Genomic DNA, 16,337 nt, shown 5'->3' on the forward strand with positions numbered 1-16,337 from the left:
TGATGCAGTGGATCAGGTGTCGAGCAGGCCATATCGCAGGCGTAGTGGACGAAGGAGGTCGAGGGTCTCGGCTTCGTTGTCCGCCAGTTGTGCGAACTCCGTCACGCGGGCCAGCTCGCGGGCCACCATGCTGCGTTCGGTGCGGTCCTGCAGATCGGGCATATCGGATGGGGGGACCACGATGAAGTCGACGATGTCGGCCATGGTCTTGCCGGGTGCCTGTCGCAGTACTCGGCCACGGCGTTGAATGAACTGCCGGGGGTTGGAGGAGCTGGCCAGCAGGTATGCGGTGCGGGCGGCGGGCACATCGACGCCTTCGTCCAGGCAGCGCATGGAGGCGATCACTTGCAGCTTGCGGTCGGCGAACTGCTGCAGGACCTGACGACGTTCGGGTCGCTTGGTCTCGGCGGTGTAGCGAGCGGCGGGCATCTGTAGCTGGTTGCCGACGAGGTCGAGTACCTGATCGATCTGCGCTGGTTCGGGCGCGGCGCCGTCTTCGTAGGACAGGGGGTGCTGTCCCTCTGCGCAGTACAGCAGCTGATACCACTCCTCGCTGCGTTGGCTGATCTCCCGTCGCAGCGCTGGGAGTTTCGCGCGGGCGTGGCCGAGGAGGTTGGCTCGTTTACGCAGCAGGTGGCCCAGAGGGCTATTGTCGTCGGCCTGTTCGGAGAACTGTTGCATCGCGAACAGCCTGCCGATCTTTTCGGTGATCTCTATGTAGAGGTCGGTCTCATCGGCATCCAGTTCCACGATCACGGGCTTATAGGTGTAGCGGCACAGTGCTCCTGCTTTGATGGCGTCGCCGAGGCCCAGCTCGAAGACCACCGGGCCGAAGTAGTCGGTGAGTGCGGTGGTTCCTTCGTCGTCGAACCAGCGTTCCGGGGTGGCAGACAGTCCGAGGCGAAACTGCGCGCTGTCGGGCAGCTTGGAGCGGATGTGCCGGGCGCCGAGGTTGTGTGCCTCGTCAGCAATGAGGAGGAGCTGGCCGCGGTAGCGCTGGAGGATGCTTTGGAAGGCGGTCTCGCCGAAAGTCTTGTTCGTGGTGATGATGACGCCACCGCGGGTGGTGTGCAGCGCCAGCGAATCCAACATTTGGGAGGCGTGGGGGAACCATGAGGCGGTCGACTCGTAGGCGCGTAGGGGGCGCACGCCGAACCACTCGATGTCCATCGCCCACTGGTCGACCAGGTGCTGGTAGGGGGCGATCACGACGGTGAGCAGCGGTTCGCCAGCCTTGTGGAGCATCTTGGTCACCTGGGCGGCGGCGGACAGGGCGGTGAGGGTCTTGCCGGTGCCAGTTGCCATGCGCAGGATGCCGCGGCCTTGCTGGGCAAACCACTGGGTGACAGCCCTCTTCTGGTAGTCGCGCACTCGCAGCTGCGGAGGGATGGTCAGCATGCCGGTGCGGTCTTCGCGGATGACGGTGATCGGTGCGCCCGACGGGGGGATCACTGTGTCGTCGTCGGGGTCAGCTGCGGCGCAGCTGCTGCGCTCGATGATCTGCTTAGCGGCGTCGGTGAAGGGCATGACCCGAAGCAGGGGGGTCTTGTCATGCCACAGGTCGTCGAAGTCTTTGCTGATACGCGAAGCCCGTTCACGGTCTCGCTCGTCCCAGCTACGGAAGACCTCGATGGATTCGAAGTTGCCCACCAGGCCCGACAGAGTCTCATTCGCGCTGCCCTTGAACGCGACGAGGTCATGGCCATCGCGGAAGACGCCGATCTTCTCGTGATACATGCCGACCCGGCTGCCGGCCGTGACGTAGGCGAGCTTCATATCCAGTCGCCCCTCGGCGATGAGCGCGCCGAGCTTGCCCAGTCCGCGTACCGCCCTGACGTCTTCCGTCGCACGCTCCAGGTCACGTAGGGCAGCCTTCTCCATGACGGCGCGGAGCTCGTAGCCCGCTTCAATGTCGGCGATGTCTTCGGCGAGGAGATAGGGCGACGCCACGACGCGCATCGTCCCGGCGCGCCGGGTGAATTCTTCTATGCCCTCGCCGATGACGGCCAGGACAGACGCCGTGAAATACCCGACAGCACGATCATACTCGGTCGATGCCCGCAGAGCCGGTACGTAGAACTCATCGACAACATTGCCGCGGTCACTACGGTACTCTCCCCCAAGACCGGCATCCCGGAGAGCTTCAATAGCGTGCACTAGAAGTCCAATCCGAGATCCCGGGCGAGCTGAACACCCGCACTATTGTCGGCGGGCTCGTCGACCCCGTGCGTGTCCCCTTTGTACCTCCGGCTCTCGAGGTCGGTGAGGCGTTGCACTCGTCCCCCGCGAGCAGTAAAAGGTGCAGAGGAGACCACCTGTCGCAGCGTGGATTCTTTGATGGAAAAAGCTTGCGTCAACACCTCCACGAGCTCGTCACTTTCTATACTGCCACCCGCCTTATCGACTTCTTCTTCCACCAGTTCACGCACGCTGGTGTAAGGGCGCAATTGCCATTCTGCCAGCGCCCAGGAGTCGATATCGCTGCGCGTGAAACGTAGGTCCGCGGCAAGTTGCACCTTCAAGGACCGCTCATTTACGGTGTCGCCCATGCGTGAGGTGAGTTCGCCGGTCGAAAGCGGATGATCAGCTGCCTGGAGTACTTCCAGAGCGCGCTGCTTAAGCGTTTTCCGGACAGGGGCACCCGCGCTAGCCTGTGTGACTTCTTCCCTGTCCACGATCCAGCCATTTTCCCCCAGAGTGGCGTTCAGGATGCGGTGGACAATGTCTTGCACCTGCTGCGGCAGTTCTTCCCCGAGCCGCAAGAGAGAACCGATTGTTATGCCCTGATCATCGGGGTTCAGCAGAGCAGCGAGCGTCGCGAATTCCTCGGCAATCGCGCTATCCGACGAGCTGGAAGGATCATCCCGGGTGAGAGATAGTGGTGGAACCTCTCGCGGGGAGGCAGCATGCGACATGTCGCCGAGTGCTGCAGTATAGGCTTCTTGGATAACTCGCGGAATACGCCCGCGCTCACCTATGGCAAACCCGTTGCTGCGTGCCCATGCGCGAATAGCGACGGCATCTGCCTGCGATGATGTGCCACCAGCCGAAGAAAGCGACTCCGAATCCCCGTCATGATCGTGCATGCCAGACTGTGGCGCATCGTCGAGATTCTTCGCAGGTGGGCGATCGATCGGCGCGGGCTGAGCGTCCCGTCGCGGAAGATCACCGAGTTCGGGGGTGGACATGCCACTGAATTGCAGCTGACCCGATCGGGAAGGAATCCCGCAGAAGTCGAGCCAGGCATCAATGTACGCTGCAACCCATCCCCGTTGACTCAATATTCTCCGAGCAACAGGAAGCGCCATAACCTCATCCGCTTCAAAACCAAGGATGCTCAGAGTTTTCTGCACTTGCTCGCGCACAGAGGGACGACATATCCATTGTTCCTGCACTTCGGCGTGACGCAGGGAGGACAGCAGCGACACGAGACTCACATCGCTACCCGGCAAAAAGCCGCCTAGCCACGGACGACGGAACTGGAGCTGCGCCATAGGCGTCGGCGCATGGGTGACGTGGTCGAAATCCGCCACGGCTGCCCGCAAAGCAGAGGATGTGGCCATGGCAGCATCGAGGCGATGGGATAGCTCGTCGCGCATTTCCTGCAGGCGTTCCAAAGGCATGCGGTGCTGTATCGCCAGTGTGGACAGTTCCTGACGGGCACATCGATGCGAGAGCAGAATACTTTGCTCTACACTGTCCAACTCACTGAACCACTGTGTTACCGCTACACCGTGCGAGCTTTCGTTTGGCAGGGCGACTGCACGCATTACAGCACTCAGGAGTGTGACCACCTCATCGTGCGTCAGGGGAAGGTGCAAACTGAGATCATGCGGTGTTATGCCCCGCAAATCACCCAGCGCAAGAACTCCGAACTCCGCCAATGCTGCATTGGCACCATCGTTTTCCATATCGATGTCTTCGATGACAGTGGTGGCAGGCAAAGCCGTAAAGAGTATTGCGCAGTCTTCGTCCACGAGGTTCCCGCTAGACAGCAGAATGCCGCTGAGCAGGTCAAAGACTTCTTCCATGGAAGCCCGTCTCATCGCCGTCTGCGCCGGACTTTCCTTACTCCACCACTGAGCAGGTCCCCCGAGTCTTTGGAGGTCGATAAGGTCTGGGGCATCGAGATATTCGACCCACGGGAATACACTAATCCACGTGTTAACATGCTCCGACGACTCCGCTGAGAATGCTGACACTTTATGCTCCCACCATGGTTACTTCACTCCCATATCGGATGTGCATTTCACCCGTACGGAAGGTCAGCGGCCCGAGAAGTCGCTCTTCATTGATGACCTCGCGGTATTTCTTGCAGCTTCGCATGCGGCAAACCCCCCGCCCCCGATAGTCCGTTACATCGCCGAGTCCCTCAACGGGGCAAGGGCCAGCCCCCGTCGGCCCGAGTATGAAGGGTGGGTTGTCGCCTGGTTTGGGGCAACGGCGTGAGTGCGATGGATGTCGACCGTACTTGCCGCACCTCGCCATCATGTGCCGACCACGTTCGAAGCTGGGCGTAGGCAGCGGGGCTGCTGCAGCACGGGCGGAGGTCAGACCACACCTGCCGAGCAGTGCACAATCTGCGGGCACCATGTTGGCCGACCAGTGCCGCCCCTATAGGGCCGCCGCCATCACCGGGTACAGGGTGTGCAGTAATCGGCGCGCACGTTCCCACAGCGGCCCGATCCGACCGTGTGCGGTGCAGAGGGTCCTGCAGCATGGAGAGTTGAGTCCTGCCCTTCGCGCGTATCAATCACCGAGGGCGACGCAACGTCACGGTGCGACGAGGCAGTGCGGGCAATGCCACGCTCTGCCTCGCACTTTGCGTCTCGGCAAGCGGAACGTGGCGGTGGGGGCGACCACTTTCCGCCCGGCATCGTAGCGGAACGTGCAGGTGGGATTCTTCGCTTCGATGTATCACGCTTCGACCACTATCCCCTCGGAGGCTGAATCAGGACCTGCTGCACACCGGCCGCTTGGTGGTGTGAACGGTGCCCGCGCTGAATCGCTCTAAGTGACATACCCTTCTAAACATGGCATACCGTCATGTTCTCCTTGAGGGGCTGCCGCCGTCCCGTCGGCATGGATGGCTCCGTGCGGGCCAACTGGTGGCACGGAACGGAGCGTCATGTGCGCACACCCGCTGGCTGCCTGCACAGAGCCGACGTCGCGCTCGGGGGCCGAAAAGGAGCTAAGCGCCCGTTATTGACGTGGAAGCTTGGCCGCCTGCGTGAGCTGCCGACTGGAGCAGGCTCACGGCGAAGCGAAGCGGTCTCGGTGGCGTCGCAGCCGTGTCCATGGCTCGTGCAAAACCTCTCCCCCGCGGTAACTGCGCAGGGCGGGGGATGGTGCAGAGGCTGCGGGGCCGTGCGGTGTTCGGACATGAGTTGTCGGGCATACGAGGGTTCGCACGCCCGACAGAGAGAGGTAAAGGGTCTGTCTTCTCTTTGTGTTTGGGGGCAGTCCAGAGCGGGACGAATGCATCCCCCCCGGCAGGCGCTCGGGGGGAGGAGCGTCAGGAGGGCACGACGGCGCCGATCATTCCTTCGATGGTGGCCATCGCCTTGTCCGCGCCGAGATATCCGATGCCGCGGTGCAGGTGCACGGTCAGCATGCGAGCGACGTTCTCATCGGATGCTTCCTGCCCAACCGCCGCGCAGCGCTGCTTGAGGAGGGCCAGATAGACATCACCGTGCTGGCCGGCGAAGGTCTTCCAGGTCATCTCCACGTTGGAGTCGGTGACGATGTCCTTGACCAGCGGAGTCGAGGCGTCTTTGAGGGACAGCAACAACGCCCAGCGGCACAGTACGTTCCACTGGGTGATGCCGGTGGTGCGCTTGAGGTAGATCAGCCGGTCCTTCGCTGGCTGGGACAGGCGGACGTTGTCAATCGGCATGCTGTGCTCCTGCGTTCCACCAGTAGCCTTCGACCACAGCGGTGGTGAACTCGGTGTCGTCGTGGACGAGGGTGTAGGTCTGGGCGACGGACTTCTTCAAGCGGCCCAGCAGGTACTCGTCGATCTCCTCGTCAGTGGACAGCAGGAGAACCTGGTCGCTGGCGTTGGGGAAGTAGCGGTCGACGAGGTGCTCGCGATGACGGCTGTCGAGGCGGCCCAGCGGGGTGTCGATAACGCTGGGCAGGCGGTTGCCGGCGACCCGCATCAGGCCCCACAGCAGGGAGACGGCCAGGAGCTGGCGCTCGCCGGCGCTCAGACGCGCGGGGTCGATAGGCTCCCCGTCGGCATCGGCGAGGGTGAGGGTGAACTTGTCGGTGTCGATGCGCAGATCGTGCACGAGTCCTTGCTTGCGCATGAGGACCTTGAAGCTCTGCAGGACGGCCACTTCGAGTCGGCTGATGTGCCGCTTGAGGAGTGCGGAGCCGAAGCGTTCGAGAGTGTCGCGGGCCTTTTCAGAGTATTTGATGATCCGCTCGACTTCTTCTGCTTTGACCTTGGTGCGGACGAACTCCTTGTGGGCCCGTTCGAGCAGGGTGGTGACATGCTCGCGGCGTCGCTTGAGGTCCTCCAGCTTGGCCGTGGCGCGGTCGCACGCGGCTTGGCTGCGGCCGACTTCCACGATCTGCTCGTCCCGGGCGACTTGCAGGGCTTCGACCTTGTCCTGGGCGGGGACGCCGGCGAGCTGCCGGTCCAGTTGATCGAGTTGTTCTGTCAGTTCTGAGGCGCTGTGCAGTAGCTGCTGTGAGCGCTCCTGGTCCCGCTGGAGGAGTTCATTCAAGACGGCGAGCTGGGCCAGTGCGTCGTGTGGCAACCGTAGGTCCACCGGCAGTTGGGTCTTGTCGGCACGCTCGGCGCGGTCGGCGGCCAGTTGCTTGAGCACATCGGCGCGGACGGTGTCGGGCACCAGATCCAGCAACCACTGGTCACGCGCTTCGAGTACCTCTAGAACCTGTGCCGATTGCTGGGCTTCGTGCTCCCTTTCGGCCTGCCGGCGCACGTCCTGCAGGAGCGGCTGGGCCATCAGCAGGGGCAGCGGGCCCGCGGCCAGCTGGATCAGTTCGCCGCGCACCTGGGCCAGGCGGGCGGCGGCCTGCTTTTTGTCATTCTCCAGCTCGATGCGCCTAGTGAACAGGTCGCCGCCCTCGTCGGCGAACGCCTTCTCCAGGCTGTCCAGCTTGCGCTGCGCCTTACCGAGTTCGGTGCGGGAGTGGGCGAGTTCCTGATGGGCGATGTCGTACTGGGAGAGCACCGCTTCGCGTTCGGCTTCCTGAGCGCGGATGTTGTCCAGCAGGTGCTGTTCCTCGTCGGACAACTTCTGGCGACGCTGCAAGGCCAGCAAATCGTTGCGCAGTTGCTGGACGGTGCTCACGCCCAGGAGGGAGTGGACGGCGGACTCGATGACGGAAGCGGCCCGTTCGGGGTCGGCCAGTGACTCGATCTTCTCACCGTCGAAGAAGGCCAGGGAGGCGATCTCCAAGGGGAGGAGGGATTCGACGTGGTCGGCCCAGCCCTCACTCAACAGCCGATTGAACTTGTCCTCGGGCGTGACGTTGCGTTGCGTCTTTGCGCGTGCGCCGTAGGTGTCGTCGACGTAGACGTTGAGGAATTCCTTGAGGGTCTTGCCGCTGATGTGCCAGCTGCGGACGACGCGGTAGTAGTGCTCGTGCCCGCCGGTCATGACGGTGAACTCGAGAGTGATGGCAGAGCCGCGGGTGGGGTCGGCCTTGCGGTTGATGCTCTCGCGCAGGTACGCGTCGTAAGCCTTGGTGCCGCGGCCGCTGCAACGGGCGCGGTTGCCGTAGAGCGCCAGCTGGATGGCGTCGAGCAGGGTCGTCTTGCCGCACCCGTTCAACCCGCCGATCAGGATGATCGGCTTGTTCTTCTTAGGGGTGAGATCAAGAGACTGCTTGCCGCGGTAGGCCCCGAATTCTTCGAGGGTGATCTTACGCAGGAGCATCGAGTTCGTTTTCGTCGTCGAAGGTCAGGTTCTCGGCGATGTCGTCACGCCACTTCTTCTTGCGCGTAGCGAATTCCACGGCGTCTTCGTGGTTGTCGTAGTAGCCCTTTTGCACGGCTTGCTCGAGAGCCTGGAAGAGGCCGGACCGGCGAGCCATGGTTCGGTACTTCCGCTCAACGGCGAGGAGTTCGCGGACCATGTTGTAGTGCAGGTCGTCGCCGTCGCAGACCTGCTTGAGGACATCCATCTCGTCGGAGCCCATGACAAGCTGCTCATCTAGCGGGCCACCCGGGAACGGCTCGCCGGTGGCTTCCTGATAGATCTGCGGCAAGCTATCTTCGACCTCATGCTTGTCGAACACCCAGATCCGGCGGATCTCATGGAGTTCGTCGAGCGTGATGAGTTCGATGTTCTGCACGTGCTCGGGGGCGTGGGCGCGGATCCAAGTTTGAGCCTGGAGCAGTTCTTTGAGCCACTCTTCGCGGTAGGACTGCAGGTAGGGCCCGTGGATGGCGCCGTCGTTGAACAGCATCACCTTGCCGTTCATCCGGCGGAAGTCACGGGCCGGCTTGTCCGGGCGCGGGAAGGGTGCCTTGCGGCCGGGCGGGAGGTCGGGGTCTCCGTCCTGGTAGTGGCCGAACGGTGCATCGAGCTTGTTGCGCAGATCCAGCAGGGGGAGCATCCACTCCTTTTCCTCGTCGTTCTGGATCATGGCGGACATGGACTTGTCCTGCTCAACGAGGGTGCAGGTCCAGCAGCCGAAGCGGCTGGAGCCGCAGGAGGGGGTGGTGGAGTCGACCACGAGCGGGCATTCGCCGTCCCCGGAGGCGCCCTGGTACATGGTGAGCAGGTCCTGATTGTTGTAGCCCCAGGGGTTGGGCTTTTGCATCAGGAATTCCCACACGTCGTCGTTAGTCCAGTCCTCAACGGGACTGTAAACGAGGGAGTTGGGCAGGTTGGCGTTGGGTGAGAGGCGGTCGCGCACGCGTCGCTTCTCGTGCTTCTCCATGGCGCGGGCGCGGGCTTGGCTTTCTGCCTTGCGAATTCCCAGTACCATGATCGCTTCGCCGTGGGCAGCGACCACGCTGCGGATGAAGCTGTTCGACGGCTTGATCTTCAGTCGCTCGGTGCACCAGCGGAACTTCGGGCGCGGGGCGGGATAGCCGCGGCCGATCAGGTTCACCCAGAAGGTGTCCTTTATCTCCGGCGTGAGGCGGTGCGGTTCGATCGGCAGGCTCTGTGCCTGTGCCGCGTCCTGCATGGTGCCCAGAGAAGCGGAGACCCAGGCGGCGACGACCGGGTTCTCCACGAGGGTGTCGGTGGAGATGACGTGTACGGCCTTGGTGCGTTGCTCGGCGGGCAGGTCTGCCAGGGCCATCCAAACCAGTTGCAGGACAGCGGTGGAGTCCTTGCCGCCGCTGTAGCCGATGACCCAGGGCACTTGGTCGGCGGTGTAGAGCTCGCGGATCTCCTCGGTGAGCTCGGTGACGACCTCGTCCAGCAAACGCCCGTTGAAGGGCTTGCGGCGTACGGGGGTGAGCCCGAGGTTGAGGGGGATGGTGGTCATGCCTCGCCTCGCAGGTATGCGTCTTCCACGCGTTGTTCTTCCGGGCTCAGCTCCAGGCCCAGATGCTTACGCAGGTAATTAACAGTAAGTGTCATGTTTTGGTGGCTTTTGGAGACGCGACCGCCGACGATGGCACGCCCCTCCCAGTCAGCGTTGCTCCGGCTCCAGTCCACATGCTTCAACGGAGCCAAACGCTTCTTCCACACGGTCGTCTTGGTGGACTCCCGCAGGAGCGAGTTGCCGATACGGCCCAGCGCATGCAGGGCGATGCCGTGACTGTGAATGAAGTCCCGGCGCATCTCCTGAGCGGACAGCTGCTTACCACGCACCATCGCCCACTCGGGCAGCACCGCATCTATGGTCTCCCAGAACGCCTGCGCCAGCCGGCCGGCTTCCTCTTGCTTCAGCTCGAGGCCTTGGAGCAGGGACTGGTTGCCGAAGTACAAGGCGCTGAGGGTGAACAGCTTGCGGGAGCGGGCGGACAGGGTGCTCTTCTCCATCTCCACAAAGCCCTTGAAGATGGCCGAGCGTTCAGTGAGGGTCCGGGTGATCTGTGCGTTGACGTCCCGGTGGTCGTACAGGACGCCGATCGAGCGCGCCGGACGGACGGCGTGCCGATTGAGGTCGGCGAACATCTGCTGAGAGCGCGCGAGTCCCGTGTCGTGGAAGAAGACCACAGCGATGGTCTCGTCCCCCAGTTCGGGGTTCTCCTTCAACGCCAGCTCGATGGCGGCGCGGCGGTGCTGCCCGTCGTTGATGAGGAAACGTGCATCCATGGGGATGCGCAGCTGCCCGGTACGGTGCGCAGCTCCTTCGGCTCCCTGGCTATCGAAGACCATGTCTCCGTCCACGGAGGCGGTCAGGGCGCTGAAGACGTAGTCCTCGGGGTTGTCCAGGATGTAGCGGGCGAGCGCCGGCAGACGTCCCTTGTTCAGGACGCGCTGGGCTCTCAGCTCGGCGGAGAGATCATCTTCGTCGAAGAGGAAGATCTTCGGGATGAGCCGCAACGGGCACATCGACGCATAAAACTCTCGCCCCGCCTGCACCCCACGGATCGCAGGGAAGGTGTACTCAAAGCCATTAGACACTCGCGAGACAGCCCGCCCCGCAGCATTGCTCGCCGCTTCAGTCTGCACCCGTGCACTCTAGCGTGCGCGTACGTGTCCTGAGAAACGTACGCCACTCTGCTCTCGACGTACTCAGGTGCACAAAATGACGTACCACTCCTTCAACCATGCGCCTGCAATCGGCGAACGACACGGGAACAAGCGCCGCGAGGACGATGTTGACGTACTGGGGTGATGGCTCCGCGCGCCGCGGTCTCAGCGTGTACGTTAACCACTTGACGTACGACCGTTATGCAAGCGTGCAAAGAGGCGGGTGAGCGCCGTGGTGGCGTATCTGGATGTGGCGGCGACGACACGGGTGGACCCGCGGGTTGCCGATGTGGTGCTGCACTGGATGACTGAGGACTTCGGCAACGCCGGCAGCCGCACCCACGAGTACGGTGCACGCGCCAAGAAGGCGGTGCAGCAGGCGCGTTCCTTCATCGCCGGCACCGTGGGCGCCAAGACGGAAGAAGTGATCTTCACCAGCGGGGCGACGGAGTCCAACAACATCGCTCTGCTCGGGCTGGCGCCGCACGGCGAGCTCACGGGTCGCAAGCACATCATCACCTCCGCCATCGAGCACAAGGCGGTACTGGAGCCGCTGACGCACCTACGCGATACCCGCGGCTTCGAGGTCGACTTCCTCTCCCCCGGCCCCAGCGGCCGCATCACCGCCGACGCCGTACTGGATCGGCTGCGTCCGGACACCTTGGCGGTGTCGCTGATGCACGTCAACAACGAAACCGGCGTCATCCAGCCGGTCGCCGAACTCGCCGAGAAGCTGCGCGTCACGCCCACCTATCTGCATGTCGACGCCGCTCAGGGCTACGGCAAAGTCCCCGCCGACCTGATGGCGCCCATCGATCTGATCAGCATCTCGGGCCACAAGATCGGCGCCCCGAAGGGCATCGGCGCTCTTATCACCCGCCGGCGGGGATGGGACAGGGTGCCGCTGCAGCCGATCATGTTCGGCGGTGGGCAGGAGCGCAAACTGCGCCCCGGCACTCTCGCGGTGCCATTGATCATGGGCCTGTGCGAGGCCGCGAGGATCTTCACCGAGAGCCGGGAGGCATGGGAGCGGGAGGCGAAGGCGATGCGCGAACGGATCCTTGCTGCGCTCAGCACGACACGCTTCCACCTCAACGGAGACCCCGAGCACAGCGTCCCCCACATCCTCAACGTCAGCTTCGATGAGCTGAATGCCGAAGCACTCATCGTCCGTCTCAAAGACCAGGTCGCCATCGCCACCGGCTCGGCCTGCACCAGCGCGTCTTACACGGCCAGCCACGTCCTTCAGGCGATGGACCTGGACGACGCCGTGGCTGCCAACGGGCTGCGTCTTTCCTGGTTCCCTTCCCAGGCAGCCGATTTCGACCCCCTCCCGCTCGCCGAGACCATTGCCAGCATGCAGCCTCAGGAAGGTTGACCAGCCCTACGCCTCGGAGCGACGCACCAGCCGGTGCCCGCGCAGCTGCCGGCCACACCTGACGAGCTCGGCCTCCCAACCATTCTCGGTTCCGATCAGGTGCGGCCGTTCATACAACCCCGCCCGCATCTCAGACTCGGTCAATCGACGGTATCGCTGCACGTCCGCATCATCTGGTGCCAGAAACTCGTGCTTGCGGTGCAGCAGCGGCCGGTTGGCCGAGCGCTCGTATGAGAGGTGGGAAGCTTCAAGCGTCTGCAGGTCCACCATGTAAGAGGACCGGATCCGCGGATGCGGGTCTTTGTCGAAGTCTGGGTAGTCCAGCCACGAGACCGCTCGCCCTTGGTGCTTGAGCTTGGCCACGGTCCACTGCTCCGGGCGGCCGGCAGCGATCGATGCGCAGTGCTCGTACAAGCGCAATACCGTCGGGATCCGCTCCAGCGCGCGTCGATGCACGTACAGCGCCGTCGGTGTCACCTTGCCCGCAATGGAGGCATTCATGGCATTGCGCACATAGCCGTCGTCGCGGAGCTTCAACAACAGTCGGTCAGCCCGCTGACACGCCTCCTTGTAGGAACTGAAGAACGTGCGCACGTCCTGTTGCAAGCCCACTGGCAGACTCCCGAACGGCCCACGACCGTTGAACAGCTCCACCGCCAGGTAGAGCAACGTGTTCAACGTCGATCGCTTAGCTCCCGCAGTGGCCCGCTCAGGATCAGCACCATCCCGCACCAGGCGCTTGACGTCGCCAGGCCGCAGATGAGCCAAGAGCTCCGCAACGGTCCGCGGCATCTCCTCAATCCGCGGCGGACGTCCCCTGCGCTCGAAGAAGTCCACCACCGCACTCACCGCTGAGGCAGTGTCCTCGGAAGCAAGCCACTCGGCATCCGGGATCACCCGCTGCGCCAGGTAGCTCAGACGGGCGCCCTCATCCCGGAACGCGTAGACGACTCCGGGCGCGGCCGCTACCACCCGCGCGCCGGTCACCTGCTCCACGTACGCCCGAAGCTCACTCGCGGCATATAGATGCTGGAACGTCTGCCGACTCGTCAGTAGACCGTCACCGAACTGCTGACCCTGGACCTTTGACTTCTCCCAGGTCAGCCGGGCTGAGACAACCAACAGCGTCGAGGTCAGCTCCCACGCCTGCTTTAAGGTCTGCCGACGCTCGACCGGATCCTCGATCACGTTCAACACGTAGGTCAGCAACACGACGTCGCTGGCGACCAGCCGGGTATCGGAGCGGTAATACGGATCCCACCCAGCTACCTGGCAGTCCAATTGCTCCAAGGCCCTGACATCGTCACCACGGCCACAGCCGAAGTCGAGGATCGTCCGCTCAGGTACCAACTGGCGGTCCGCTAGCGCCTGACGCGCGGGCACCGACAGCGCCATCCGCCCAATCGCCGTCCGGCGACGCTCACTACCCCACCCTTGCTGCATAACAGACACCTGCGTCCAGGTAACGACACCATCAGCAGGGTAGAAGACATTGGACCGGCATACCCACGCAACGACAAAGCTGCCCCAAAGCGCCAGCAGGCGGCTGTCTGGCAGTGGACGGTTGCCACGCACGCTGGCCAGGCCTTGCGACGGTGAACGTAGCCCGGCTATTAGCACACGCGAGGGGTGCAGCACCTGACGCTCGCCGCCGCCGCGTCTACCACCCCGCGTCCTATCGGGATGCAGCAGGCCTCTTTATGTGACTGAGCCACTTCTCGACCAGTGTCGCTTGAGTAGGGGTAAGCCCCGCCAGGGATCCATCCTGGAGCTTTTTGCGTAGATCCGCCCTTGTGAGAGATCTGGATAGTTCTTCGATTTCCCGGGCACCCACGATACGGCTTAGAAACAGCTCGAGAAGGAAGCTTGAATCAGGATATTCCAGCAATTTCCGACCAGCCAGGGTCAAGTTCATGTGGTCATTCTCAACATCAACTAGCCCCAGGGAAACCAGGACACGCGACCGTCGACGCGCCTCATCGGAGCGTGTGATCGCAGGAAACCGCTCCTGGAATTTGGCGACGTAGTCATCCCAACTCGGCTGACCATCGGCAAGCTCGGTCATAGAGACGATGCAGCCCAAAAGATCCCTACCTCGATCCGATGGCATCTTCTCGATGTAGTAGCGCGGCTGAGCATTCTGAGACGGTTGGGAGGAGCTTCCTTGAATGGGACTCCCAGCCTTGCCTGTAATAGTTGCCAATGCCTCCAAGTCGAGGGAAAGGAGGGAAAGGCGCGACGCTTGGACTCCAATGCCGTGCTCAGTCAGCAAATCAGTCAACAACCGGCCATCGATCAGGTGAATTGGAGTGAGAGCATCATCCAGGGCCTCCTTGGGAGCATCTTTAGTGTACTTTCCGGTGGTCACGATGATCCCTTGCGTACCGGCCCTCAGCGTGCCCCTGAGTTCTCTAACCTCCTTGACGGTCACCGGTTTCGACCAGCGCTTCACTTGAATCGCGGTAGGTACTGTCATAACGCCGCCTGCAACGAGAGTGGCTCGGACGTCAACGCCACCATCCTTAGACCTTCTAGTGACCTTTACGTCTTCGTATCTCATCGCAGTAAACAAGTCAGCTACAATGTGCTCGAAAACTTCCGGAGGAACTTCTCGCAACTGCTTCAGCAGCTGCTCCTTGACTTGCTCATTCTCTTGTTCAATGGCCAGCTCAGCTCGGTTGCCAGGAGGGCGGAGGCGAATAGACCTCCCGGACATCGAAAAGCGCTGTCGATACCCTCGCGCCGAACGAAATCTGTCATCCCTCAACAACGCTTCAAGCAACTGCTCTTGCGCGAGGGTACTGCCGGCGATCTGTTCGTCACCCAATTTCGTGAGAATTCGATCAAACTCCAGAGGGCCCCCACTGTGGTCACGGAGGACTTCGTAGACCTTGTGAGCGGTGAGCTGTCCAGGAGTGGCGAGAACTGTGAAGGCGGAGTCCATCAGAGGTTTGTGTACCTTCTGTCAGATTGTGCGCGTGTTGTCGGTGCGGCCGACGCATGAAGCGACGCGAGCATCAGGAGCAAGCATGACACTGAGGTCTGACAACCCACCGTGGGGTCAGGGGATTTGGCCCCGCACCCATCGGACAGGTGGTGGACGAGCAGTAGCTATCGAGAGGTACCCATCCCCCTGACCGGCTGAAGCAGACGCCCTCCGGAGTCGGGCGCGAGTGACTGTCGAGCGGTCAGACCTTCCGCTGGCTTTCCCAGATCGCGTGGTCTAGCTCCCACGGTGTGCACCTCAAGCGTGCCGCAGCCTCAGTGATGAGTTCGATCGCTTGGACCGTAGTCACCGTGTGCTGCAGCACTGTTTGCAGCCATCGAAGAACCATCCGGTCCGGCTTGATGCGGCTGTCGTCCCCCAAGAGCATCCACAGGTAGGTGAGACGTGCGCCGGAGCCGTGGCCGGTAACCCGCGCGAGGTCACGCTCAACGGCCTTCAGCTTGTCCAAGTCAGCGAGCGACGCGTTGGCTTCAGCGAGGGTTGTAATGCCGTGGGATACCAGGATCTCGGCGTATTGACGGGCAGCAGCCACCTTCAACGGAGCATCGCGGTTTGCCCGTGTGCGCTGCCTGTTCTGCAAGATCTCCGAAGAAAATGCCGCTTCGCCGTGGGTCTGGATGTGCGTAACGAAACCCTGTAGCGGTTACTCGTCGCGGACAGGGAGTTGCGCACTACCTGACAGCGGGTCCGAGATGCCAGCCCAGCCCGCGTAGCGGTGGCAGGTCGGGACCGTGTGCCGCTCGTAGTGAGCGTTGATAGAGAAGACGGCGTCCAGGACACAAAGGGAGGCATGGGCCCACCGACGACCTCGCGGTTTAAGTGCCAGATGCCGCCCAGCGGCAACGACTACTTGCCCTATCTCGTCCATCGATCCCCCATTGATCAAAACCGGAGACAGTGTTGCATACGGCACTGACAAGAGACCCAGGTTCGTTCACACACCGCGAGGGCGCTGACAGGGTTTAAGTGTGCTGTCGAATGGATGTCGAGACTCATCAGAGGGCACTCGTGTTCTTGGCCTCTGCCATCGGTGTCGCGGGCGGGAACTACTGGTTCCTGCTGTGCCCTCGTGACGGGTGCTACGTCCCACGCCTGGCCTGACTTCCAGCGCCAGGCCGTGGACTACCTGTGGACGGGGTGATCTCAGCAGGCGCCCCTAAGCTTTGTGACCTGCGCATTTCCACAAGTCAGAAGCCCCCTCCGGAGCCGTGTGCGCAGGTTCGAATCCTGCCGGGGGCACTTCGCTTCAGCCAACATGATCATGCGGTTGAGCAGCGTAGATGCCTGAGCAGAAGAGCGGGACCCAGTAGTACTG

Annotated in this window: 10 protein-coding genes; 1 reads left to right on the forward strand and 9 read right to left on the reverse strand. The window is 62.6% G+C overall.

Annotation, left to right across the window (positions count from 1 at the left end; translation table 11 throughout):
- Positions 1-12 precede the first annotated feature (12 nt).
- The 6 genes from ACWIF2_RS24050 to dndB form a co-directional block, all read right to left on the reverse strand.
- Positions 13-2,157, reverse strand: coding sequence for a DNA phosphorothioation system restriction enzyme (locus tag ACWIF2_RS24050; protein WP_454362689.1), 2,145 nt, complete (start codon positions 2,155-2,157; stop codon positions 13-15).
- Positions 2,157-4,031: an Lsr2 family DNA-binding protein gene (locus ACWIF2_RS24055; RefSeq protein WP_454362690.1), complete on the reverse strand. Its 1,875-nt coding sequence runs from the start codon at positions 4,029-4,031 to the stop codon at positions 2,157-2,159. The genes ACWIF2_RS24050 and ACWIF2_RS24055 overlap by 1 nt, the downstream gene beginning before the upstream one ends.
- A 1,484-nt stretch (positions 4,032-5,515) precedes the next feature.
- The gene (gene dndE, locus ACWIF2_RS24060) at positions 5,516-5,896 is read right to left on the reverse strand and encodes a DNA sulfur modification protein DndE (protein ID WP_454362691.1); all 381 of its coding nucleotides are present in this window, start codon (positions 5,894-5,896) and stop codon (positions 5,516-5,518) included.
- Positions 5,886-7,913 (reverse strand): DNA sulfur modification protein DndD, encoded by a 2,028-nt coding sequence (dndD, locus tag ACWIF2_RS24065; protein ID WP_454362692.1) that lies wholly within the window; start codon positions 7,911-7,913, stop codon positions 5,886-5,888. The genes dndE and dndD overlap by 11 nt, the downstream gene beginning before the upstream one ends.
- Positions 7,900-9,480: a DNA phosphorothioation system sulfurtransferase DndC gene (gene dndC / locus ACWIF2_RS24070; protein WP_454362693.1), complete on the reverse strand. Its 1,581-nt coding sequence runs from the start codon at positions 9,478-9,480 to the stop codon at positions 7,900-7,902. The genes dndD and dndC overlap by 14 nt, the downstream gene beginning before the upstream one ends.
- Positions 9,477-10,616, reverse strand: coding sequence for a DNA sulfur modification protein DndB (dndB, locus tag ACWIF2_RS24075; protein WP_454362694.1), 1,140 nt, complete (start codon positions 10,614-10,616; stop codon positions 9,477-9,479). The genes dndC and dndB overlap by 4 nt, the downstream gene beginning before the upstream one ends.
- Before the next feature lie 244 nt (positions 10,617-10,860).
- Here dndB and dndA point away from each other — a divergent pair, with 244 nt between their 5' ends.
- Positions 10,861-12,015, forward strand: coding sequence for a cysteine desulfurase DndA (dndA, locus tag ACWIF2_RS24080; protein ID WP_454362695.1), 1,155 nt, complete (start codon positions 10,861-10,863; stop codon positions 12,013-12,015).
- 6 nt (positions 12,016-12,021) lie between these two features.
- Here dndA and ACWIF2_RS24085 read toward each other — a convergent pair whose 3' ends face one another.
- From ACWIF2_RS24085 to ACWIF2_RS24095, 3 genes are all read right to left on the reverse strand, one after another.
- Entirely contained in the window at positions 12,022-13,458 is a 1,437-nt protein-coding gene (locus tag ACWIF2_RS24085; RefSeq protein ID WP_454362699.1) for a DNA phosphorothioation-associated putative methyltransferase, read from the reverse strand.
- A gap of 232 nt (positions 13,459-13,690) precedes the next feature.
- Positions 13,691-14,959, reverse strand: coding sequence for a restriction endonuclease (locus ACWIF2_RS24090; protein ID WP_454362696.1), 1,269 nt, complete (start codon positions 14,957-14,959; stop codon positions 13,691-13,693).
- A gap of 244 nt (positions 14,960-15,203) precedes the next feature.
- Complete coding sequence (locus tag ACWIF2_RS24095; protein ID WP_454362697.1) at positions 15,204-15,602, reverse strand: hypothetical protein; 399 nt, start codon at positions 15,600-15,602, stop codon at positions 15,204-15,206.
- Positions 15,603-16,337: the final 735 nt, after the last annotated feature.

The organism is Streptomyces sp. NPDC055506, assembly GCF_053643595.1.

Excerpts from the sequence above, each read along its gene's own strand:
- dndE (WP_454362691.1), bottom strand. The coding sequence starts at position 5,896 with ATGCCGATTGACAACGTCCGCCTGTCCCAGCCAGCGAAGGACCGGCTG.
- ACWIF2_RS24085 (WP_454362699.1), bottom strand. The coding sequence starts at position 13,458 with ATGCAGCAAGGGTGGGGTAGTGAGCGTCGCCGGACGGCGATTGGGCGG.
- ACWIF2_RS24090 (WP_454362696.1), bottom strand. The coding sequence starts at position 14,959 with ATGGACTCCGCCTTCACAGTTCTCGCCACTCCTGGACAGCTCACCGCT.
- ACWIF2_RS24055 (WP_454362690.1), bottom strand. The coding sequence starts at position 4,031 with ATGGAAGAAGTCTTTGACCTGCTCAGCGGCATTCTGCTGTCTAGCGGG.
- dndC (WP_454362693.1), bottom strand. The coding sequence starts at position 9,480 with ATGACCACCATCCCCCTCAACCTCGGGCTCACCCCCGTACGCCGCAAG.
- dndD (WP_454362692.1), bottom strand. The coding sequence starts at position 7,913 with ATGCTCCTGCGTAAGATCACCCTCGAAGAATTCGGGGCCTACCGCGGC.